Raw genomic sequence first — 22,876 nt, forward strand, 5'->3', positions numbered from 1 at the left:
TGCGCGGGTAGGACGGGTCTGTTCTTTTCTCCCCCCAGCCCCCCCCCAAAACAAAAACCCCAACAAACCCCCCCCCCCCCCGCCTCCCCCCCCCCCCCCCCCCCCCCCCCCCCCCCACCTCCGCTGTGGGCTCCGTCGCGCTCCACCCTGCTCTCTCCCGCTGAGCAGGCCGAGCGTCCCGCGAAGCCGTTCCCTTCGCTATCCGCGCCGGACGGTGCCGGTCACGCGGCTTCCTTGCGCTGCCGGTCGATGAGGTGCCTCAGGACGAGCCACTCACGTACTTCCCACGAATGTCCCGAGGAACAGCTGATGCTGCTGTCCCCGCCCGCGGTGCCGGAACTCCGCGGCGACGCGTCGATCGTGCCCGGGCATCTGTCCACCACGCACTGGCTGGTGAGCGGAGCCCGGTCGGTCTGGTCGGAGTCGATGACGCGGAGCAGTTCGACCTGGAGTCCCTGGATCTCCGCCGCGAAGTCCTCGGCCGGCGGCTGGGCCGTCAGCCACTCCAGGTGGAGCAGGAGGAAGCACGTCAGGTGCGGTACGGAACGGCTCGGGACCGTGATCCCGAGTTCATCCGCCACGTAACTCGCCCACGACTCCAGGATGGCGACGATGTTGCTCCGGGCGTCGAGCGCGGAGACGTTCAGATGGTCCCGCCTGCGGCTGCCCGACACCCTGGTGGGGTTGCGTCGCCGGGACGTGGCCATCACGTGGTGCAGGCCTTCCTGATGAAGGTCGGGGAGCGCGCGCAGATCGCGCTCCAGCCTCCCGACGCAGGCGTCGCAGAGCAGTGAGCCCGTGGCATCACGTATCTCCGCTCTGTGGTTTCCCGAGCATGAGTGGATCTCCATATATGTGTCTCCCTGTTGTCGCTGGACGGTCCTTCGGGACCGTCCCGGTCAAGTGGCGGCGCGGTGACCGACGTCGCGCCGTACGCGGAACGTGACGAACGCGGCCGGCCGCAGGGCGGCGAGGGCGACATCGAGGTTCACCCGGCCCCGCACCACGTCCTCGGGTGTGTTGTTGGTGTCGTCGCAGATGACCCCGAACGCCTCGTCCGCGGTCCCTCCGGGCAGCACCCCCTGGCGCCACAACCCCTGGAGGAACGTCGTGGTGGACTGATGTATCAGCGCCCGCAGCCGGGCGGTGTTCGACTCGAACGCCGCCCAGGGGGCGCCCCGTTCGAGTGAGGCCCGGGTGTAGTTCACCAGGCGGCACACCCCGACGTCCGCCCAGTCGGCCTCGGTGGACAGCGTGTGCGCACTCTGCGGCCGGACGCCCTGCCCGGGGACGAACCGCAGACAGTTCACCCCGAAGCGGCTGACCGACTCCTCCTCGTCCACGGACAGTGCACGCTCCTGCTGCACCACTCCCACCAGCGTGCCGGTCGGCGGAGTATGGACTCCGTGCTCGGCGTCGGTGCGGCAGTACATCCCCGAGACGTGCCCCGAGGGCGGCACCAGGCGTTCGTGTCCGCCGACCTCGGTCACCGTGATCCACGGGTAGTGGACGGCGACGAACCGGGCGTCCGGCTCGGCGAGCCCGAAGGGCCTGTCGCGCACGTCGGCGGGGGCGAGGCCCTGGCGGGTGTGCAGCAGAGCGACCCGGTGCCCCGTGCGGCCGCAGTGCGCGGCGATCTCCCGCGCGACGCGGTCCGCGTCTTCCGGCACCCGCCACAGATCCGGTGCGACCACGAGGCTGATCTCCGGCAGGCGCTCCAGCCTGGCGAGAGCGGTCCGGTAGGCGGCGACCCTGTCCTCCCCGCCGACGCCCGTCGCGGCACGCCCCGTTCCCAGGACCCACGCACCGCCGCCCCCGTTGCGGAAGTGGCCGAGCACGGCGTCGTGCAGGAAGGACGGCGTGTCCCGCGCGTCCTCTGCGTCCCCCGTGCTCCCCGTTCTCCCCGCGTTCCCGCGCAGGGAGAACGCCTCGAGGAACTCCAGCGGGTGCCGGACGAAGGCCGGCTTGCCGGGCAGGCCCGGGGCGTCCCCGATGAAAGCCGCCACCGACGTGTGCACGCCGTGGATGAGCGGCGCGGTGGTGGTCGCTGTGTGCGGTTGATGCGACTGCTGTTGCGGCATGCAGGCTCCTCGGACACGACGTGAGGGGAGATCCGCGGCCGGATGGCGCGGACCGTGGCGGCCGGGTCCCGGCCCGGCGGAGCTTCAGCCTGCCGGAGTACGCACCAGGGCGGAGGATTCCTTGGGCAGTTGGACAGAGCGTGCTCCGGCGGTGCCGGTGCGGGCCCCCGGGTCGCGGTGCGCGCGGGCGGAGGGCGGCGGCCCCGAGGTCTGGTCCAGGAGGGGCACCTGTCGCACGGGATGCGGGGGTTCCGGACGTCAGGGCGCGCAGGTGCGCGGTCGCCGCGAGGCCGGACACCGGACGTCAGACATGGATCATGCCTTCGAGCGTGACGACGCCGTGGCCCGACACCTCGACGGAATCGACCCGGTCGCCGTCGCCCTGGACCAGGGCGCTCATGGGGGAGGGGCGGCCGATCTCGATGCCCTGGGTGATCTCGATGAGCTGCCCGTACGAGGCGAGGCCGTGCCGGGCGATGTGGATGGCGATGGGGCCTGCGACGGAACCGGTGGCGGCGTCCTCCACGACTCCGTAGGCGGGCGAGAACATGCGGTTGCGCCAGACGGTCCCTGAGCCGGCGATGCAGTTCGTCGCCATGTCGGGGAAGCTCGCGAGCGCGCGGTGGTCGGGGTCCACCTTCGACAGGGCCTCGAAGCTCTCGAAGCCGACCAGGACGTGCCGCGGGCCGTTGCGGTAGATCTCCACCGGCAGCGTGGACTCGCGGACGCCCAGCGCTTCGAGGAGCTCGTCGGCACGGTCGAAGGGCTCCCACACGGGAACCGGCTGGCGCATGCTCGTCGACACGACCTTCCCGCCCACGCGCCGCAGCTCGAAGGGGATCTCGCCCATGGCGGTCTCGATCCGCAGCCGGTCCGCGTCGGTGCGCCGCCCGAGCGCGATGGCGGTGCCCAGCAACGGGTGCCCGGCGAAGGGGAGTTCGTTGACCGGAGTGAAGATCCGCACGTGTACGTCGCCGCCCTGCTCGGGGCCGAGGACGAACGTGGTCTCCGAGAGGTTCATCTCCCGGGCGATGCGCTGCATCTGCTCGGCGCTCAGATCGTCGGCGTCGAAGAAGACCGCGACCGGGTTGCCGGTGAGGGGTTCTCGGGCGAACGCGTCGACCACTACGTAGTTGTGCATCAGTTCTCCACTGTCGAGGTTGCCGGGCCGGCGCTCGGGGGAGGGCGCCGGCCCGGCGGTTCGGGGTGCGGTGCGGAACGATGCCTACGATGCGCGATCGGTCTTAGATCGGGACTGAATTACGCTGGAATAACGTCGGGCGTGGGGTGCGAGGCCGCTGCGAAGGCCCACCTGTGGGGCTGTGGGGCTATGTGAGGCTGTACCCCGGCGCTGAGGCTTCCTCCGGCGTCGGGGTCGTGCCCCGCGTCAGGAGGCGGCGGGCCGCGGCGTGGTCAGCGGGGCGGTTGACGGACTCGACCGCCTGCAGATCGTCCCCGCGGAAGAGGAGCACGGAGAAGGCGTCCGGGTCGGCGCCGAGCACCACCTCGGTCTCGTGCCCCTCGTCGAACCCCGCGATCTGCACGGTCGTGGAGAACTGATCGCTCCAGAACCAGGGCAGTTCGTCGTACGCGCGGGGCGTCCCGGCAAGTCGCTCGGCGACCGACCGGGCGTGCCCGACGGCGTTCTGGACGCACTCGAGCCGCAACCGGCTGCCGGAGCGCACCTGGGGGAACACCGCGCAGTCCCCGATGGCGGAGATGTGCGGATCGGCGGTCCGCAGCCGCGAGTCGACGGTGATGCCGCCGTCCACCGGGAGCCCGGCCGCGGCGGCCAGTTCCGTGCGCGGGGTGACCCCGACGCCGATCAGGACCAGGTCGGCGGGGAGCCTGCGGCCGTCGGCCAGTTCCACGGCCTTGACGTTCGAACGCCCGTCACCGTGCAGTGACTTGACGCCCTGACCGAACAGCAACTCCGTGCCGTTCCGCCGGTGCAGCCGGGTGAAGTGCGCGGCGGTGGGCGCCGAGACGACCCGGGCGAGCGGGCGGTCGAGCGCCTCGACGACCGTCACCCGGACGCCCGCCTCCCGTGCCACGGCGGCGAATTCCAGACCGATGAACCCCGCCCCCACCACCACGGCACGCCGCGCCCCGGCCAGCGCCGACTGCAGTGCGGCGGCGTCCCGCGCGGTGCGCAGGGTGTGTACGCCGCGCAGGTCGGCACCCGGCACGTCGAGCGTCCGGGGCGTGGCGCCGGTGGCGAGGACGAGGTGCCCGTAGTCGTAGGTGGAACCGTCGGTCAGCCGCACCGAGCGCGCGGCCGGGTCGATCTCCGTGACGGTGCCGGAGACCAGGTCGATCGACTGGCGCACGTAATACGTCGCCGGGCGCAGCCAGAGCGTGGCCTCGTCCGCCTCGCCCTTGAGGTACGCCTTGGTCAGCGGCGGACGCTCGTAGGGGAGCGCGTCCTCGGCGCTGATCAGTGTGATGCCTCCCCGGTAGCCGTGCTCGCGCAGCGAGGCCGCGGTCTGGTAACCGCCCTGCCCGGCCCCCACCACGACGACCGACTCGGGGTGTGCGCGGTCCGGCATCAGTTCTGCCGTTCGGGGGTGTGGACGATGAGGCCGTCGAGGGCGTCACTCGACTTGAGCTGGCAGCTCAGCCGACTGTTGGGCCGGCGGGGGCACGCGGTGAAACCGAGCATCTCGTCCTCCCGCTCCTGCGGCGGCTCCAGCTTGTCGAGCGTGGACTCGTCGACGTAGACGTGGCAGGTGGCGCACTGCATGTTGCCGCCGCACTGGGCGACGATGCCGTCGATGTCGTTGAAGACGGCGCCGCGCATGACGCTGGTGCCGGCAGGGACGTCGACCGACGTCTCGGTGCCGTCGACGTTGACATACGTGATCTTGGGCATGACGGAACTCCTTGACGGCAACCGGGCGCGCTCGAGGCGGGCGGTGATGCGGATGCCTTGCAGGTGGAAGACGAAAGGTGGAGAGGGCGTAGCGGCGGTCGATGGGGGAACGCGACACCCCTGCCGACCCGCCTTCACATGCCGACCGTCGGGACACGCGACGTCCTGGGCCAGGGCTGTGACAGCGAGGGGAGCGTACCAAACCGATTCCGGCCGGGCCAGGTTCCGCCGAGATCTCGGACGGGCCGGGCCAGGTTCCGCCGAGATCTCAGACGCGACGCTTGCGTCCGCGGCGGGGGTCGGGCAGCCGGTGCGTCATGAAGGGCCTGCTGGTGGTGAACTCCCGGAACTTCAGGGCGGCGTCGGAGAGGTAGGCGTCGCGGTTCCACGCCAGGGTGAGCACGCGGTGGCAGTCGGGGGCGTCCAGGTGCACCCAGGCCACCGGCACCTGGGATTCCGTGCCGGCCTGCCGGGACATCGCCGGGATCAGGCCGATACCGAGCCCCGCGCTGATCATGTTCTGGCTGGCGCCCGGTTCGTTGCCCTCGCAGGACAGCATCGGCTTGAGCCCCTCGGCCGCGAACAGCCGGTCGAGAAGCGCGCGTTGCCACTGGCCGGGGCGGGTGGTGACGAAGGGCTCGGTGGCGATCTCACGGATCGTGACGCTGTCCTGGCCGTCGAGCCAGTGGCCGCGCGGGACGGCGAGCAGCACCTCTTCGCAGGCGAGCTCGACCGAATCGAGGTTCGTGCCGGACAACGTCTGTGACGCGACGCAGAAATCGACCTCACCGGCGCGGAGTTGGCGGTCCATCTCCTCCGCGTTGGACTGGTAGAGCCGGACGTTGGCGCGGGGGTAGGCGGCCCGGAAGCTGCCGAGCAGATGCGTGATCGTCAGGAGGGTCTCGGAAGCGACGCTCACCCGGCCGAACGCCGTGTCGCGGGCGTCCTGCAAAGCCCGCCGGGCGTCGTCGAGTTCGCTCAGGGCGCGGTCCACGTGGGCCAGGAACACCACGCCGTACTGATTGAGCCGGATGCGGCGGCCCTGCCGGTCGAACAGGGGGGTGCCGAGGTCGGCCTCCAGGCGCGCGATCGTGCGGCTGAGCGAGGGCTGGGCGACGCGCAACTCCTCGGCGGCCCGGCTCATGTGCTCGAAACGGGCCACGGCTTGGAAGTAGCGCAACTGCAGAAGATCCATGGTCCACCTTCACTTATGCCTTGTGGGTCATCCTCACATGGCAGAACCGGTCTTGGAGTGCATAAGGAATTCTCCCTACGGTTCTCATCGAGGCCACCGCACAGGTGGACGGCAACGGCGCCGGACACCTGCACACGCGAAGCGGGGGCCCCTTCTCCTTCGTCTGTGCACGACACCTCACCTCCCGCCGCCCCGCCGGCCACCGTCCCCCAGGAAGGTCGCACCATGAGCGCTGCGGATCTGGCCCGACTCCAGTTCGCGGCCACGACCGGCATCCACTGGTTGTTCGTGATCCTCACGATGGGGCTGGTCCCCATCGTCGCGATCATGCACACCCGGGCCGCGTTCACCCATGAGCCCGCCAAGAGAGCAGTCCGGGAGCGCATGACCCGCTTCTGGGGACAGCTCTACGTCATCAACTACGCGGTCGGCATCGTCACCGGCCTCGTCATGGAGTTCCAGTTCGGGCTCAGCTGGAGCGGCGTGAGCAAGTTCGCCGGCAACGTCTTCGGTGCACCGCTGGCCCTCGAAACGCTCATCGCCTTCTTCGCCGAGTCCACCTTCCTCGGCATGTGGATATTCGGCTGGGGCCGCCTGCGCAGGAGCGTGCACGTCACGCTGATCTGGCTGGTCGCCCTGACCGCGTACGCATCCGGGTACTGGATATTGATAGCCAACGGCTTCATGCAGCACCCGGTCGGTTACGAAGTGCGGGACGGAGCGGCCTATTTGACCGACTTCGGCGCGCTGCTCACCAACTCCAACGCCCTGGTCGCTCTCTTCCACCTCTCGTTGGGCGCCCTGACGACGGGCGGTGTCTTCGTCGCCGGCATCAGCGCCTACCACTTCCTGCGGCACACCAAGGAAACCGAACTCTTCCGCACCTCCCTGAAGCTGGGCCTGTGGGTGTCGACGGTCTCCTCCTTCTTCGTGGTCGTCGTGGGCGAGATGCAGCGACCGATCATCGAGCGGACCCAGCCCATGAAGGACGCGGTCCTGGAGAACAGCGGAGTCGCCGAACTGCAGGCCCAGCTCGTCAAGGAGCACGGCCCCGGCGACTACGTGCCCTGGCAGGACACCATGCGGATCTCGATGGACACCATGACGCTCATCGGCAACACGGTGTCCACCCTCACCTTCATCGCCCTCGTCCTTCTCTGGAAGGACCGGCTGATGCGCTGGCGCTGGGCCTCGTGGGTCCTGGTCGCCACCGTCCCGCTCCCGTTCATCGCGTCCGTCGGCGGCTGGGTGGTCCGCGAAGTGGGCCGCCAACCGTGGGTGATCTACGGTGAGTTGACGGTCGGCAGCGCCCTCTCCCACGTCGGGAAGACCTCGCTGCTCGTCTCCTGTGCCCTGTTCATCACCATCTTCGTCGCCCTGGCCGTGACGAACTGGACCCTGATCGCCCGGTTCGCACTGCGCGGCCCCGGCGCCACCCAGCTCGGCGCCGACGAGCCACTGCCGGACGACCTGCCCGCGGGACCGGGCGGCGGCACCGACGAGAAGCAACCGGTCCCCGTGCTGTAGAGCCGACGGAACCCGCCCCCTCCCGTGCGACGAACACCCTTGATGTAACGGAAAGTTGAGCGAGATGAGTCTGGAGACTGTCTGGCTGGCCCTGCTGGGCCTGCTGCTCACCGGGTACTTCGTACTCGGCGGCTACGACTACGGCGCGCAGATGCTGCACCCCTTCCTCGGCCGCGACGGTCAGGAGGAGAAGCGCACCAGCGGCAACGCCGCCCTCGACGCCATCGCGCCGTTCTTCCTGGGGAACGAGGTCTGGCTCGTCGGCTTCGCCGGAGTCCTTTTCGGAGCCTTCCCGCACCTCGAAGGCACCCTCCTGACCGCCATGTACCCACTGATCGTGGCGATCCTCACCGGTCTGGTCGTCGGCAACGCCGCGGTCCAGCTGCGCCGCCGCGCCCACAGCGCCCGCGGCCGCCGGGCGTGGGACGCCCTGATCGTGTTCGGCGGCGCCGTCCCCGCCGTGTCCTGGGGGCTCGTCGTGGGGCTGCTGCTGCACGGCGTGCCCCGCCGCGCGGACGACAGCTTCCACATCGGGGCCGGCGAGGTGTTCACACCGTTCGTGCTGGCCTGCGGCGCCACCACGGTGCTGCTCTTCGCCGCGCACGGAGCGACCTTCGTCGCACTCCGCTCGGGGGACGAACTCGCCGCACGGGCACGGCGCCTGGGCGCCGGAATCCTCATCGGCGCCGCCGCGGCGGGCGCCCTCGCCCTGCTCCTCACGTTCTTCGGGGCGGGCGCCTCGATGACCAACCGGACGGCATCCGCGGTCGTCGCCGCCCTGTTCGTGGCGGCCCTCGCCGCCGCCCGGTGGCACCTCGACCGCGGAAACGGCGTCCTCGCGTTCGCCGCCACCTGCACCGCGACCGCGCTGCCCGTGGTCCTCCTGGGCACCGGCCAGTACCCGTACCTCCTGATCACCCGAGCAGGCGCGGGCCTGGACATCCACCACGCCGTCACCGACGACGCCACCTTGAAGATCCTCAGCGGCTTCGGGGTCCTGGTGATCCCGACGATCCTCGCCTACCAGTTCTGGAGCTGGTGGGCCTTCCGTGGCCGGACGGGCCGACGCCACCCCAGCTACTTCTGAGCCCGAGCTACGCCCGAGCCCGGACAGCAACGAGAGGTACCCCACGATGAAGCCCGTCGAACGCCGCCTGATGCGGGAAGTCCCAGCGCTGCGGCGCCACGTGACGTACTCCTCGGTGCTGGCCCTCGCGGGCGCCGGGCTCATCGTCGCCCAGGCGGTCCTGCTGGCCACGGCCCTCGCGGACGGCTTCGCCGGACACGGGATCCGCACCGGCACACTGGCCGCGCTGGGCACCGCCATGGCGCTGCGCGCCCTGCTCACCTGGGCCCGCGGCACACTCGCGCAGCGCGCGGCCGCCGACGCCAAGGCCACCCTGCGCGACCGGATCGTCGGACAGCTGCGACGGACAGGACCGCTGCGGCTCGCGGACCGCCGCCACGGAGAGACGGCCACCCTGCTCACCCGTGGCCTCGACGCGCTGGACCCCTACGTCGTCGGCTACCTGCCCACCATGGCGGGCGCCGCCGTCGTCCCCCTCGTCGTGGTCGCCTGGGTGGGCCGGACCGACTGGAGCTCGGCGCTGATCATCGCGATCACCCTGCCGCTCATCCCCGTACTCGGCGCGCTGGTCGGCCTGCACACCGCCCGGCGCACCGCCCGCCAGTGGCGGCTGCTCTCCCGCCTCGGCGGGCACTTCCTCGACGTGGTGGCCGGGCTGCCGACGCTGCGCGCCTTCGGCCGCGAGCACCATCAGACCGACGTGGTGCGTGGCATGGCGGACGCCCACCGGCGGGCCACCATGCGAACCCTGCGCCTGGCCTTCCTGTCCTCCCTCGTCCTGGAGACGGTCGCCACCCTCTCCGTGGCCCTGGTCGCCGTCCCGGTCGGACTGCGGCTGCTGGACGGCGACGTCGGCCTGCGGACCGCGCTCGTCGTCCTGTTCCTCGCTCCCGAGGCCTACCTGCCGCTCCGCGCCATGGGCGCCGCCTTCCACGACAGCGCGGAGGGCATCGCGGTCGCCGAACGGGTTTTCACCGTCCTCGACGACGCGGACTCGGCGCCGGCCGACGCGGGCCGCACTCCGGTGCCCGACGCCCGCACGGCGTCCCTCGCCCTCCACGACGTGACCGTCCACTATCCGGGCCGTACCGAACCCGCCCTGCGCGACGTCTCGTTGACCATCGCTCCCGGCGAGCACGTCGCCCTGGTCGGCCCGAGCGGCGCGGGCAAGTCCACGCTCCTCTCCCTGTTCCTCGGCTTCGTCACGCCCACCTCGGGCCGGGTCGAGGCCGACGGCACGGACCTCGCCGGCCTCGCCCCGGACGACTGGTGCACCCAGGTGGCGTGGGTGCCGCAGCGCCCGCACCTGATCGCGGGGACCGTCGCCGAGAACATCCGCCTCGGCCGCCCCGACGCGAGCGACACCGAAGTGCGGGCCGCGGCCCGTGCCGCCTCCGCCGACCTCTTCGTGGAGGGGCTGCCCCACGCGTACGACACGGTGCTCGGCGAACAGGGCGCGGGGCTCTCCGCCGGTCAGCGGCAGCGGATCGCGCTGGCCCGCGCGTTCCTCAAGGACGCGCCCGTGCTGCTGCTCGACGAACCGACCGCACACCTCGACCCCGAGAGCGAGGCCGCCGTCACGCGCGCCACGGTCGCCCTCATGCGCGGCCGCACGGCGATCGTGGTCGCCCACCGCACGAGCCTGCTGCCGCACGCGGACCGCGTCATCACCGTACGAGCGGGCACCATCACCGACCCCGCCTGTGAACCCGCTCCCGAGCATGCCTCCGCGGAGAAGCTGGTGGTCTCATGACCTCGTACGACTACGACTACGACAAGGCCGGTACCGGCTCTCACGGGCCTGCTCGCAGGGGGCGGCCCACCGTCCGCCTCCTGCGCCACCTCCTGCCGTACTGGCGCAGGATGCTGCCCGCCGCTCTCGCCGCGGCTGGCAGCGAGCTCGCCGCCGTCGCGCTGATGGCCACCGCCGCCTGGCTCATCACCCGCGCCGCCGAACAGCCGCCCCTCGCCGCGGTGAGCGTCGCGATCGTCGCCGTACGGGCCCTCGCCCTCAGCCGCGGCGCGCTCCGCTACATCGACCGGCTCCTCGGCCACGACGGTGTGCTGCGCGCCGTCGCGGGCTTCCGCACCCGGGTGTTCGAGGCACTCGTGCCGCTCGCCCCCGCGGGCACCCCCGCCTTCCGCAGCGGCGACCTCCTGACCCGCCTCGTCGACGACGTGGACGCCGCCCAGGACCTGCTGCTGCGGGTGATGATCCCGGCCACGGCGGCGTTCGTGGTCGCCGCGGTCGCCACCGGCACGGTCGCCGTACTGCTGCCGGGAGCGGGCGTGCTGCTCGGTCTGCTGCTGGCCGTGGCGGGGATCCTCGTGCCCGCCGCGGTCCTCGTCCTGTCCCGCCGCACGGGCCACGCCGAGAAGGCGGCGCGCGCCGAACTCGCCGCCGTCACCGTCGACCTCACCCGGGGCGCCGCCGACCTCGCCGCGTACGGCGCCCGCGGCCGCACCCACGACCGGGCCCGCGCCGTCACCGCACGCATCGCCGAGCTGGAGCGCCACAAGGCGCTGACCACGTCGCTCGCCCAGGCGATCGTGCTCGTGCTGCAGGGCGCGGCGACGGTCGGTGTCACCTGGCTCGCGCTGCGCGCCCACGCGGCGGGCGACCTGCCCGCCGTGCGGCTCACCGTCATCGCCGTCCTCGCGCTCGTCTCCTTCGAGGCGCTCGCGCCGCTGCCCGCGGCCGCCCGCCGCTTCGTCGAGGTACGGGCCTCCGCCCAGCGCCTCGCCGACCTCTTCGACACCCCGGCGCCCGTCGCCGACCCGCTCGACCCCGAACCGCTGCCCACCGACGCACCACTCGACGTGACCATCACCGACCTCCGGGTCCGGCACGTCCAGGACGGCCCACCGGCCCTGGACGGCGCGAGCCTGCGGCTGCCGGCCGGCCGTCGAGTGGTGCTCATCGGGGCCAGTGGGTCCGGTAAATCCACCCTGATCGCGGCGCTCATGCGGTTCGTGCCGTACGAAGCGGGCAGCATCCGCGTCGGCGGGCGCGAACTCAGCGACTGCACCGGCGCCGACGCGCGCCGCGCCATCACCGGCATGACGCAGGACGCGCACGTCTTCCACGCCACGATCCGCGCCAACCTCGTCCTCGCCGCCCCCGACGCCACCGACGACGAGCTGCGCGAGGCGGCCCGCAGGGCGAGGATCCTGGACTGGATCGAATCGCTGCCGGAGGGCTGGGAGACCGTGCTCGGCGGGGACGGCGCCACCGTGTCCGGCGGTCAGCGCCGACGCCTGCTGCTGGCCCGCGCGCTCCTCGCCGACCCACCCGTCCTCGTCCTCGACGAACCGACCGAAGGCCTGGACCCGGACACCGCGGCCGAGGTGCTCGCCGACATCCTCGACGCCACCCGCGGCCGCACCACGCTCCTGGTCACGCACGAGCGCGCGGGCCTCGCGGGCGCCGACGAGATCGTCACCGTGGACCGGGGCCGGATCCGCCCCGCCACCCCCGAGGACCTCGACTCCACGACGGACGCCCTGGCCGCCACGGCGCCCTGAGACACGCGCCGAGCCGCGGCCGGACGCCCGTCGGGTCCCTCTTGCCAAGCCCGGGCGGCACGTCCAGGATTGTCCCTCCTCGGACGACCTTCGAGGTGCTCGAACCGTGGGCGCGCGACCTGAGGGTGCGCGATCGGAGTGAGGAGCGAAGGCCATGGACTTTGGACTCGTACTGCAGACCGACCCGCCCGCATCGGAGGTCGTCGGGCTCATGAGGCGAGGGGAGCGCAACGGCTTCCGCTACGGCTGGACCTTCGACTCCTCCGTGCTGTGGCAGGAGCCCTTCGTCATCTACAGCCGCATCCTCGAACACACCACACGGCTGACCGTCGGCCCCATGGTCACCAACCCGTCCACCCGGACCTGGGAAGTCACCGCGTCGACCTTCGCGACCCTCAACGACATGTACGGCAACCGCACCGTCTGCGGCATCGGGCGCGGCGACTCCGCGATGCGCGTCGCGGGGCGCAAGCCCAACACCCTCGCCAGGCTCGGCGAGGCCATCGACGTCATCCGTGACCTCGCCGAGGGGCGCGAGGCGGACATCGGCGGGCAGACGCTGCGGCTGCCCTGGGTCAGGGACGGCAGGCTGCCGGTGTGGATGGCGGCGTACGGCCCGAAGGCGCTCGCGCTCGCCGGACAGAAGGCCGACGGGTTCATCCTGCAGCTCGCCGACCCGTATCTGACGCGGTGGATGATCAAAGCCGTGCGGGACGCGGCCGCCGACGCCGGACGCGACCCCGCGGACATCAAGATCTGCGTGGCCGCGCCCGCCTACGTCGGCGACGACCTCGCGCACGCCCGCGAACAGTGCCGGTGGTTCGGCGGCATGGTCGGCAACCACGTCGCCGACCTGGTCGCCAGGTACGGCGAGCACTCGTCGATGGTGCCCGAGGCCCTCACCGCGTACATCAAGGCCCGCGAGGGCTACGACTACAGCCACCACGGGCGCACCGGGAACCCCGACACCGCCTTCGTGCCCGACGAGATCGTCGACCGGTTCTGTCTGCTGGGCCCCGTCGAGTCGCACCTCGAACGACTGGGTGAGCTGCGGGAGTTGGGCGTCGACCAGTTCGCGGTGTACGCGATGCACGACGCGCGCGAGGACGTCATCGACGCGTACGGCTCCGCGGTGATCCCGCAGTTCTCCTGAGCCGCCGGCACCCGACAGGGATCAGGGCACGCGGGCCGTCCACTCGGCGGTCGTGAACTTGGTCCGCACGAGTTCCTCGGCGCGCGCCATCTCCTCGTCGGTGACCTGCCCCTCGGCGAGGCCGTACCGGCCGCGGAACGAGTCGATCATGCGCTCGATGACCGCCTCGCGCGGCAGGCCGGTCTGGCGGCGCAGGGGATCAACGCGCTTCTTGGCGCTCCGCGTGCCCTTGTCGGAGAGCTTCTCCTTGCCGATGCGCAGCACCTCGAGCATCTTGTCCGCGTCGATGTCGTACGACATCGTCACGTGGTGCAGCACCGCGCCCGGTGCTCCGCCGGGTGCCACCGTCCGCTTCTGCGCGGCGCCCGCGATCTTCCCCGCGTCGGTCGCGATGTCGTTGAGCGGCTGGTACCACGCCTTGATGCCCATGTCGGCGAGGGCGCCGAGCACCCAGTCGTCCAGGTACGCGTAGCTGTCCTGGAAGGAGAGGCCCTGCACCAGGGCGTCGGGGACGGAGAGCGAGTACGTGATGGTGTTGCCCGGCTCCACGAACATCGCGCCGCCGCCCGAGATGCGGCGCACGACGTCGATGCCGTGCCGGGCCGCGCCCTCCGCGTCCACCTCGTTGGCGAGCGACTGGAAACTGCCGATGATCACCGACGGCGACGCCCACTCCCACACGCGCAGCGTCGGCGGCCGACGGCCCGCCGCGACCTCCTGGGTCAGCACCTCGTCGAGGGCCATGTGCAGCGCGGGCGGCTGCGGACCCTCGTGGATCAGCTGCCAGTCGTAGTCGGTCCAGTCCGTCGCGTGCGCGAGGGCGCGGCGGACGGCGACCCCGACACCCTCCGACGTCAGGCCGTACATGACGGTGCCTTCGGGGAGCGCGGCCTCGATGCGGGCGGCGAGGCCCGGCGCGTCCGTGTCGGCCGGCGCGCCGTTCAGCGCGCCGTTGATCGCGTCGAGCGCCTCGTCGGGTTCCAGGAAGAAGTCACCGGCCACGCGGGTGTTCCGCAGTTCGCCGCCCTCGACGTCCAGATCCACGACGACGAGCTTGCCGCCGGGAACCTTGTACTCACCGTGCACCGTGCCGCCTCCATGCCACGTTCGTCACGCCGGCCACGTCGGCCGCGTTCCGAATCATCCCCCAACGCTAACCGAGAGAGGGAATGTCCCCCTTGTGTGCTCCGTGCGGGGGACCGTGCCCCGTACGGCGCATCCGTCCGCCGCCGACCGTCCGAAGAACAGGGGAAGCACCACCCCGCCCCCTGGAGTCCGCGCCATGCACATCTCGGTCGTCCTGTTCACCTCTGATCTGCGGGTGCACGACCATCCGCCGCTGCGTGCCGCCGTCTCCGGAGCGGACGCAGTGGTGCCGCTCTTCGTCCGCGACCGGGCCATCGCCGACCTCGGCGACGCGGGCCCGAACCGGGAGGCGTTCCTCGCCGACTGCCTGGCCGACCTCGACCGGCAGCTGCGGGACCGTGGCGGGCGGCTCGTGGTGCGCGCCGGCGACCTCGTCGAACAGGTGCGGCTGGTCGTCGAGGCGGCGGACGCCGACGAGGTCCACATGGCGGCCGGGATCAGCCGGTACGCGCACGCCCGCGAGCACCGGCTGCGCGAGGCCCTGGAGCGGGACGGCCGCCGCCTGTACGTCCACGACGCCGTGGTCACCGCCCTCGCCCCCGGCGCCGTGACCCCCGCCAACTCCGACCACTTCGCCGTCTTCACCCCGTACTTCCGCCGCTGGACCGCTGAGGGCGTACGGGCCGTGCTGGCCGCCCCGCGCACCGTGCGCGTCCCGGACCACGTCCGCTCCCACCCGTACCCCTCGCGCGAGGACATGGACGGCCTCTCGCCGGGGCTCGCCGAGGGCGGGGAGAGCGCGGGCCGCGCCCTGTGGAAGGCGTGGCTGCGCGACGGCATCGACCGGTACACCGACCACCACGACGACCTGGCGGGCGACGCCACGTCGAAGCTGTCGCCACACCTGCACTTCGGCACGCTGTCCTGCGCCGAACTCGTCCACGGCGCCCGCAAGCGGTCGTCCCGCGGCGCCGAGGACTTCGTCCGGCAGCTGTGCTGGCGCGACTTCCACCACCAGGTGCTCGCCGCCCGGCCGCGCGCGGCCGCCGAGGACTACCGCACGCGCGGAGACCGCTGGCGCTCGGGGAAGTCGGCGGACGCCGACGTCCGGGCCTGGCAGGACGGGGCCACGGGCTACCCCGTCGTCGACGCCGCCATGCGCCAGCTGCGACACGAGGGCTGGATGCACAACCGCGGCAGACTCCTCACGGCGAGCTTCCTCACCAAGACCCTGTACGTCGACTGGCGGATCGGCGCACGCCACTTCCAGCGGCTCCTCGTCGACGGCGACCTCGCCAACAACCAGCTCAACTGGCAGTGGGTGGCGGGAACCGGCACCGACAGCCGTCCTAACCGGGTGCTCAACCCCGTGCTCCAGGCGAAGCGCTACGACCCCGACGGCACGTACGTACGCCGCTGGGTGCCCGAACTGGCCGACCTGCGCGGCGCCGCGGTCCACGAACCGTGGAAGCTGCCGAAGAAGACGCGGGCGGAGTACGACTACCCCGAGCCGATCGTCGACCTCTCCGACGGGCTGCAGCGGTTCAGGCGGGCCCGCGGCCTCGAGTGAGCCCGCCCCCCCCTGGCGGGGTCAGGCCGAGGCGATGCTGTCCATCAGGAAGTGCACCGCCTTCAGCGCGTCGGCCCCCGGCGGCAGGGCGGGCGCCTGCCCGGCCAGGGGCCGTTCGATGAAGCCGGTGTCCAGGTGAGGCGAGCGGATGTCGAGGACCGTGACGGACCGCGGCGCGAGTTCCTCGGAGAGCACACCCAGCCAGCCGCTCAACGCCTCCTTGGACGCGGTGTAGTCGGCGGTGCCCGCGATGTGGTCGGTCTGCGCGGGCGCGTCCGGGCACTCGGGATGTTCCCTGGGGACCGGTACGTCGACGGTGGCGTCCGTACGGGCCCGCTCGGGCACCCCTCCCGTCATCGCCAGCAGGAACCCCTTGTCCGCCACCACCGGTGCCGCGCCCCTCAACACCGCCATGGGACACAGCGCGTTGACCGTCAGAAGATGGCCCGACATCGCGTTCGACACGTCCTCCACCGCGCCGAAGGCCGCCGCCCCGACCGTCACGAGCACCCCGTCGAGGCCTGAGAGCGCGCGCTCCGCCCACGGCCCGAGCGTGGAGCACTGGTCCAGGTCGCACGCCTCGAAGCAGCGGGCGGGCGGGCCTCCGAGGTCGCGTGCGAGAGCGGCCAGACGCACGGGGTTGCGGCCTGCGAGGGCCGGCCGCGCGCCGCGCTCCGCCAGTGCGCACGCGATGAGACCGCCCAGAACGCCGGTGGCCCCGACCACGAGGACGCGGGCACCCGAGATTTCCATTCGTCTTCCTCCAAGGGACGAGAGGTTGAGGGGATGCCCGGTACTTCACGCCGACCGTGCGGATCGGATGCGCTCTCCGCAGACCGGATCCGAAGCATCGGACAGCGGCGGACCGGCCGACGCCAGCCCCTCGCGCAGCGCCCGCAGTCCGCGCCGCGTATGACTTTTGACCGTGCCGAGCGGCAGACCGGTCCGCGCCGAGATCTGGCTCTGCGTCAGGTCTCCGTAGAACGCCATCCGCAGCACCAGTTGCTGGGGGAAGGGCAGGAGCGCCAGCTCGCGCTGGACGAGGACCCGGTCGAGCACCTGCTCGGGGTCGGGCCCGCCGACGGGCGGCGTTTCCTGCCGGGCGCCCACGGCGGTCAGGAGCACGGCGCGCCGTGCCCTCGCCGCGAGCGCGTCGGCGACCTTGTGCCGCGTGATGCCGACCAGCCACCCCGCCAGGCCGCCCGCACCCGGCCGGTACCCGTGCCGGCCGCGCCAGGCGGCGAGGAACACCTGCTGCGTCACGTCCTCCGCGTCAGGACCGTCGCCCAGGGCGCGCCTGGCGAGCTGGTGGACGAGGCGCCCCCAGCGGCGGTAGGCCGCGGCGAGCTGATCGTCGCCGAGCGGAGGCCCGGGGGCCGGAGAGCGATCCAGGACCGGAGAGTCGTCAGGGACCTGGGAGTTATGAGGGATCTGGGAGTTATGAGCGGCCTGGGAGTTGTGAGGGACCTGAGGGTCATCGGGGTTCGGCGAGTCATCGGGGACCGGGATGTCAACCGCCACCATGGCACGTACTCCTCGTACAGGGACCGGAGTTGACCCCAGATTGGTGACAGTCCGTGAGAGGCGACAACTTGCAGCGATTGTGCGTCGTATCGTCGCGGGACAGCAGCCGTCGCGGGACAGCAGCCGCACGGCGGAGTGAGTTCGAGGGGGTACGGATGGCGGGCACCGCGCTGACCACAGGAACCGTCGCCCGAAGACTGGGGGTCGCCCCGACGACGCTCCGCTCCTGGGAGCGGCGCTACGGCATCGGCCCCGCCGACCGGGAACAGGGCCGCCACCGCCGCTGGAGCCCCGTCGACGTGGGCCGCGTGGAGGAGATGTGCCGGCTGACCGCGCTGGGCGTACCGCCCGCGGAGGCCGCGCGCGCGGCGCTGCAGGAGGCGCCTGCCGAGGTCCCGTACCGGCGGCGCGGCGGCGACTCCGGCGCCCTCTCGCTCGGCAACGTACGCCAGGAGTGCCGGGGCCTCGCCCGAGCGGCGGTGCGGCTCGACGCGCCCGCCGTCGAGACCCAACTGGCCACCACCGTGGGGGAGTACGGCTTCACCACGGGGTGGGAGGAGGTCATGGCGCCGGCCCTGCACGCCATCGGACGGAAGTGGGCGTCGTCCGGTGAGCGGTACGTGGAGGTGGAGCATCTCCTCTCCTGGCACGTCTCCTCCGCGTTGCGCTGCGCCCCGGGCGCGGCGCCGCGAGACCCCGCCGCGCCGACACCCGCCGGTCCCGCGCTGCTCACATGCGTGCCGGGGGAGCAGCACACCCTCCCGCTCGAGGCGCTCGTCGCCGTCCTCGGCGAACGCCGCGTGCCCACGCGGATGTTCGGCGCCGCGCTGCCCGCCGAGGCGCTGTACGAGGCGGTCCGGCGCATCGGGCCGTCGGCCGTGGTGCTCTGGGCGCACTCCCGGAACACCGCGGACCGGGCGCTGGTACGCCTCATCACGGAGGCGGAGTGGGGCATGCGGGGCGCCCGGACGCACCCCGCCGTGCTGGTCGCGGGGCCGGGCTGGTCGCCGGCGGCGGGAACGTACGGGCCGGGGGTGGAACGGCTGACCGGACTGCGGACGGCGGCGAACCGGATCGAGTCGCTCTTCGCGGCGTGACCGGTCGGTACCGGTCGTTCTCCGCCGCGTGACCGGCCGACCGGGCTTCGGGCGGTCTCGGGGCAACGGCACCGTCGGCAGCCGGGAAACGGCCCCTTCCCGCCTTCGCGCAGGAGGGGGCCGCTCGGCTGTTCAGTCGGTGGACAGCGCCTGAAGCACATCGCCGACCCGGGGGTCGGGCAGGGAGCGGGCGACGTCGGCCTGGGCGACCGTGCCCACGAGGCCGTGTCCGTCGATCACGGGCAGACGGCGCACCTTGTGCGGGATCGTCGTGCGAATGACTTCCTCCGCGTCGCCGTCGGCGCCGATGGTGAAGGCCTCGCCCTGGGCCGGCTCCCCGGCCGGACAGGTGGCGGGGCCCTTGCCCGCGCCCCGCACCTTCACCGCGATGTCCCGGTCGGTCAGGACGCCCTTCAGCTTGTTGTCGTCGGCCACGCCCGCCCGGTCGAAGAAGTCCGTGTCCGTCGGACCTGGCATGAACGAGGTGACCGCCGTGACCGGGTCCTTGAAGGCCAAGGTGCAGGGCTGTGCCGGGAGGACGCTTCCCGACGGAGTCGAGGTGGCGGCCCACCGGCGGATGGCGGAACCGGGTGCGGGAGCCCGACGGGAGGACCCGCAACGGCGGAGTTAGGCGCGGCGGGCAAGGGGTACCGATGACGCGGGCGGCGCACAGGGGCCCCGGTCGGTTCTGGGAGGCAGACGTGGACGCGAGCGTGGACCGGATCGCCCAGCCGTGGGGGGCCCGCACCCCGTACGGGCGGCACGAGCCGTGGCCCGCGCGGGTGGACACCCATCTCGCGGAGGGTGTCACGCCGGACGAGGTCCAACGGTGGGTGCAGACGGCGTCGATCCTCCACTCCGACGGGGACGCGATGGACATCGCCGTCGTGGACGGGCGCATGGTCGGCGTGCGTGGCCGGGCGCGGGACCGCGTCAACCATGGCCGGCTCGGGCCCAAGGACCTCTTCGCCTGGCAGGCCAACGCCTCCCGCGACCGCCTCACCCGACCGCTCGTCCGGCACGAGGGCCGCCTGGTGGAGTGCGACTGGGACACCGCGATGGAGCGCGTCGTCGCCCGCTCACGGGAACTGCTGGCCGAGCGGGGACCGGGATCGATCGGCTTCTACACGAGCGGGCAGCTCTTCCTGGAGGAGTACTACACGCTCGCGGTGCTGGCCCGGGCCGGCATCGGCACCAACCACCTGGACGGCAACACCCGGCTGTGCACCTCCACCGCCGCCGAGGCGCTCAAGGAGTCCTTCGGCTGCGACGGCCAGCCCGGCTGCTACGACGACATCGACCACGCCGACGTGATCGCGCTGTTCGGCCACAACCTCGCCGAGACCCAGCCCGTGCAGTGGATGCGCGTCCTGGACCGGCTGGCGGGCGGCGACCCGCCCCGTCTGGTGTGCGTCGACCCGAGGCCCACACCGGTGGCCCGCAGGGCGGCCGTCCACCTGGCACCGCGCCTGGGCACGAACCTCGCCCTGCTCAACGCCCTCCTGCACGAGATCATCCGTACCGACCGCGTGGACCACGGCTACATCGAGGCCCACACGGTCGGCTTCGAGGAGCTGGCGGCCCGGGTGGAGAAGTGCACTCCGGAATGGGCGGCCGAGATCTGCGACGTGCCCGCCGCGCGGATCGGGGAAGCCGCGGAGCTCCTGGGGACCGCGGACAGGCTGCTGTCCACCGTGCTGCAAGGCGTCTACCAGTCCCACCAGGCCACCGCGGCCGCCGTGCAGATCAACAACCTGCACCTGATCCGCGGCATGCTCGGCAGGCCGGGCGCCGGCGTCCTGCAGATGAACGGTCAGCCCACCGCTCAGAACACCCGCGAGTGCGGCGCCAACGGCGACCTGCCCGGCTTCCGCAACTGGCAGAACGACGCGCACGTCGCCGACCTGGCGCGCGTGTGGAACGTGGATCCGAAGACCATCCCGCACTACGCGCCACCCACCCACGCGATGCAGATGTTCCGCTACGCCGAGCAGGGCTCGATCCGCATGCTGTGGGTCAGCGGCACCAACCCGGCCGTGTCCTTGCCCGAACTCTCCCGGATCCGCTCGATCCTGGGACAGGGGCGGCTCTTCGTCGTCGTACAGGACCTGTTCCTGACCGAGACCGCCCAGTTCGCCGACGTGGTGCTGCCGGCCGCCACCTGGGGCGAGAAGACCGGCACGTTCACCAACGCCGACCGCACGGTGCACCTGTCCGACAAGGCGGTCGAACCGCCCGGCGAGGCCAGGCCGGACCTGGACATCTTCCTCGACTACGCCGCCAGGATGGACTTCCGCGACAAGGACGGCGGCCCGCTGATCACCTGGCACGATCCCGAGTCGGCGTTCGAGGCGTGGAAACGGTGCAGCGCGGGCCGTCCCTGCGACTACACCGGCCTCAGCCACGCCAAGCTCCGAGGTGGCAGCGGCATCCAGTGGCCGTGCAATGACCGGGCCCCCGACGGCACCGAGCGTCTCTACACCGACGGCATCACCTGGGCCGCCCCCGACACCTGCGAGTCCTACGGCAAGGACCTCATCACCGGCGCGGCCCAGGAGCCCGTCGAGTACCGGTCGCTCAACCCCGACGGCAAGGCCGTGCTCAAGTCAGCCGCGTACGTTCCGCCGCACGAGCTGCCCGACGACACGTACCCGTTCCAGTTGACCACCGGCCGGACCGTCTACCACTTCCACACCCGCACCAAGACGGGCCGCGCACCCCAACTGAACGCGGCGGCCCCCGACGTGTGGGTGGAGGCGTCCGTCCGTGACGCGGCCGCACTCGGGATCGGCGAAGGCGACCTGGTGGAGGTCCGCACGCCCCGCGGCGCCCTGCGCGGCCGACTGCGCGTCACCGAGATCCGTACGGGACTGCTCTTCGTCCCCTTCCACTACGGCTACTGGGACACGGAAGCCGGAAACGCTCCCGACGACGACACCCCCGGGCGGGCGGCGAACGAGACGACCGTCACCGACTGGGACCCGGTCTCCAAACAGCCGCTGTTCAAGACCGCCGCAGCCGCGCTGCACCTCGTGGCACGCGGCGACGGCGGCAGCGCCCCGGCGCCGACCACCACCGCCTCGGCTCCCGCGCCGGGCTCCGGGGCCGCGACCGTACCCGCCACGACCGGGGGCCGCTCCGCACGCGTAACCCAGACGGCGGACGCCACCTGGGACAACGCCCGGAAGGAGAGCTGATGAACGGCGTCACGCTCGCCCTGCGCTCCTCCACGACGGCGGGGATCACATGGCCGGGCACCTGACATCCGTGGCCGCGCGCCACCGCGCCGAGCACGAGGTCCACCACGTCGCCCTGGACCTCGCCGACTGGTCCCGAGCCCATGTCTACGAGTGCGTACCGCGGTAGGGCGTTGTCACGCATGCGGAAACCTCCGTGCACCGGGTGTGGGGAGGGAGGGGTGCGGAGGGCCGCCGCCTCAGTCGGCGGAAAGGGCCTCGACCAGGCGTCCCGCTTCGGGGTCGGTCAGGGCCCGGGCCGCGTCGGCGAGGGCGACCATGCCGACGAGGTCGGTGCCGTCGATCACCGGTAGGCGTCGGACCTTGTGCGTCGTCATGGTCGCGAACACCTCGTCCATGTCGTCGTCCGCGCCGATCGTCACGGCCTCGCCCTGCGCGAGGGTCCCCGTCTCCACCTCGGCCGGATCGAGTCCTGCACCGAGGACCTTCACCACGATGTCGCGGTCGGTCACGACGCCGACGAGCCGGTTGTTCTCACCGCAGACGGGCAGTGCCCCTACCCGCAGTTCCTTCAGCTTGCGGGCCGCGTCCAAGGCACTGTCGTGTGCCCGTACGCACTCCGCGCCGCCGGTCATGATGTCCCGTGCCGTCTTGGTGGCCATGAAAAATCGCCGTCCCTTCTCTGCCGGAGGATGTTCGATGTGGTCTTCGGGGCCCGTGGGGCCGCCTGTTCCGGGTGACCGAACGACAGGCCCGCGAAACAGGGGAATCCAGAAGAAGCGCACCGCCTCGGCACATCAGTGACGACGTGCTGTCGAAGACGTGCTGGCGAACACGGGGGGCCGTGGGGGGGGGGGGGGGGGGGGGGGGAGGGGGGGAAGGAAAGCTCTTTGTGGTAGGGTGGTGGAATCGGGTCGTGGGGAGGTGTCGTTTGGTTTTGTGTCGTCTGAAGTAGGGCGAGA

General features: G+C 72.1%; 19 protein-coding genes. 8 read left to right on the top strand and 11 right to left on the bottom strand.

Annotated features, from left to right (window positions below; translation table 11 throughout):
• Positions 1 to 221 precede the first annotated feature (221 nt).
• The 6 genes from AC07DO_RS28960 to AC07DO_RS28985 form a co-directional block, all read right to left on the bottom strand.
• Positions 222 to 851: a hypothetical protein gene (locus AC07DO_RS28960; protein ID WP_479063663.1), complete on the bottom strand. Its 630-nt coding sequence runs from the start codon at positions 849 to 851 to the stop codon at positions 222 to 224.
• 48 nt (positions 852 to 899) lie between these two features.
• On the bottom strand, positions 900 to 2,081 hold the full coding sequence (locus AC07DO_RS28965; protein WP_479063664.1) for a phage tail sheath family protein: 1,182 nt from the start codon (positions 2,079 to 2,081) through the stop codon (positions 900 to 902).
• 304 nt (positions 2,082 to 2,385) lie between these two features.
• Complete coding sequence (locus AC07DO_RS28970) at positions 2,386 to 3,222, bottom strand: PhzF family phenazine biosynthesis isomerase (protein ID WP_479063665.1); 837 nt, start codon at positions 3,220 to 3,222, stop codon at positions 2,386 to 2,388.
• 187 nt (positions 3,223 to 3,409) lie between these two features.
• Positions 3,410 to 4,630, bottom strand: a complete 1,221-nt coding sequence (locus tag AC07DO_RS28975) for an NAD(P)/FAD-dependent oxidoreductase (protein ID WP_479063666.1) — start codon at positions 4,628 to 4,630, stop codon at positions 3,410 to 3,412.
• Positions 4,630 to 4,953 (bottom strand): 2Fe-2S iron-sulfur cluster-binding protein, encoded by a 324-nt coding sequence (locus AC07DO_RS28980; protein WP_479063667.1) that lies wholly within the window; start codon positions 4,951 to 4,953, stop codon positions 4,630 to 4,632. Before AC07DO_RS28980 ends, AC07DO_RS28975 begins: the two co-directional genes overlap by 1 nt.
• Before the next feature lie 268 nt (positions 4,954 to 5,221).
• Positions 5,222 to 6,148 (bottom strand): LysR family transcriptional regulator, encoded by a 927-nt coding sequence (locus AC07DO_RS28985; RefSeq protein ID WP_479063668.1) that lies wholly within the window; start codon positions 6,146 to 6,148, stop codon positions 5,222 to 5,224.
• Positions 6,149 to 6,373: 225 nt separating this feature from the next.
• On the opposite strand from AC07DO_RS28985, the gene AC07DO_RS28990 reads away from it, so the two are divergent.
• From AC07DO_RS28990 to AC07DO_RS29010, 5 genes are all read left to right on the top strand, one after another.
• Positions 6,374 to 7,675, top strand: a complete 1,302-nt coding sequence (locus AC07DO_RS28990; RefSeq protein ID WP_479063669.1) for a cytochrome ubiquinol oxidase subunit I — start codon at positions 6,374 to 6,376, stop codon at positions 7,673 to 7,675.
• Positions 7,676 to 7,739: 64 nt separating this feature from the next.
• Positions 7,740 to 8,762, top strand: coding sequence for a cytochrome d ubiquinol oxidase subunit II (gene cydB / locus AC07DO_RS28995; RefSeq protein WP_479063670.1), 1,023 nt, complete (start codon positions 7,740 to 7,742; stop codon positions 8,760 to 8,762).
• 46 nt (positions 8,763 to 8,808) lie between these two features.
• The gene (gene cydD / locus AC07DO_RS29000; protein WP_479063671.1) at positions 8,809 to 10,515 is read left to right on the top strand and encodes a thiol reductant ABC exporter subunit CydD; all 1,707 of its coding nucleotides are present in this window, start codon (positions 8,809 to 8,811) and stop codon (positions 10,513 to 10,515) included.
• Positions 10,512 to 12,287: a thiol reductant ABC exporter subunit CydC gene (gene cydC, locus AC07DO_RS29005; protein ID WP_479063672.1), complete on the top strand. Its 1,776-nt coding sequence runs from the start codon at positions 10,512 to 10,514 to the stop codon at positions 12,285 to 12,287. The genes cydD and cydC overlap by 4 nt, the downstream gene beginning before the upstream one ends.
• 154 nt (positions 12,288 to 12,441) lie before the next feature.
• A complete protein-coding gene (locus AC07DO_RS29010) occupies positions 12,442 to 13,440 on the top strand; it encodes a TIGR03842 family LLM class F420-dependent oxidoreductase (RefSeq protein ID WP_479063673.1) in 999 nt (332 codons plus the stop codon).
• Positions 13,441 to 13,461: 21 nt separating this feature from the next.
• On the opposite strand, the gene AC07DO_RS29015 is transcribed toward AC07DO_RS29010, so the two are convergent.
• On the bottom strand, positions 13,462 to 14,526 hold the full coding sequence (locus AC07DO_RS29015; protein WP_479063674.1) for a lipoate--protein ligase family protein: 1,065 nt from the start codon (positions 14,524 to 14,526) through the stop codon (positions 13,462 to 13,464).
• A gap of 196 nt (positions 14,527 to 14,722) precedes the next feature.
• On the opposite strand from AC07DO_RS29015, the gene AC07DO_RS29020 reads away from it, so the two are divergent.
• Positions 14,723 to 16,096, top strand: coding sequence for a cryptochrome/photolyase family protein (locus AC07DO_RS29020; protein WP_479063675.1), 1,374 nt, complete (start codon positions 14,723 to 14,725; stop codon positions 16,094 to 16,096).
• A 21-nt stretch (positions 16,097 to 16,117) separates the two neighbouring features.
• Here the strand turns inward: AC07DO_RS29020 and AC07DO_RS29025 are convergent, their stop codons facing one another.
• Positions 16,118 to 16,849 carry an SDR family NAD(P)-dependent oxidoreductase gene (locus tag AC07DO_RS29025; RefSeq protein ID WP_479063676.1) on the bottom strand — a complete coding sequence of 244 codons (732 nt, stop codon included), beginning with the start codon at positions 16,847 to 16,849 and terminating at the stop codon, positions 16,118 to 16,120.
• Positions 16,850 to 16,894: 45 nt separating this feature from the next.
• On the bottom strand, positions 16,895 to 17,620 hold the full coding sequence (locus tag AC07DO_RS29030) for an RNA polymerase sigma factor (RefSeq protein ID WP_479063677.1): 726 nt from the start codon (positions 17,618 to 17,620) through the stop codon (positions 16,895 to 16,897).
• A 155-nt stretch (positions 17,621 to 17,775) separates the two neighbouring features.
• Here AC07DO_RS29030 and AC07DO_RS29035 point away from each other — a divergent pair, with 155 nt between their 5' ends.
• Entirely contained in the window at positions 17,776 to 18,717 is a 942-nt protein-coding gene (locus tag AC07DO_RS29035; RefSeq protein WP_479063678.1) for a MerR family transcriptional regulator, read from the top strand.
• A 132-nt stretch (positions 18,718 to 18,849) separates the two neighbouring features.
• Here the strand turns inward: AC07DO_RS29035 and AC07DO_RS29040 are convergent, their stop codons facing one another.
• Entirely contained in the window at positions 18,850 to 19,194 is a 345-nt protein-coding gene (locus tag AC07DO_RS29040) for a CBS domain-containing protein (protein WP_479064173.1), read from the bottom strand.
• A 224-nt stretch (positions 19,195 to 19,418) separates the two neighbouring features.
• On the opposite strand from AC07DO_RS29040, the gene AC07DO_RS29045 reads away from it, so the two are divergent.
• Positions 19,419 to 21,914: a molybdopterin oxidoreductase family protein gene (locus AC07DO_RS29045; RefSeq protein ID WP_479063679.1), complete on the top strand. Its 2,496-nt coding sequence runs from the start codon at positions 19,419 to 19,421 to the stop codon at positions 21,912 to 21,914.
• Positions 21,915 to 22,153: 239 nt separating this feature from the next.
• On the opposite strand, the gene AC07DO_RS29050 is transcribed toward AC07DO_RS29045, so the two are convergent.
• Entirely contained in the window at positions 22,154 to 22,576 is a 423-nt protein-coding gene (locus tag AC07DO_RS29050; RefSeq protein ID WP_479063680.1) for a CBS domain-containing protein, read from the bottom strand.
• Between the last annotated feature and the right edge of the window lie 300 nt (positions 22,577 to 22,876).

The organism is Streptomyces sp. NPDC045678 (assembly GCF_056432085.1).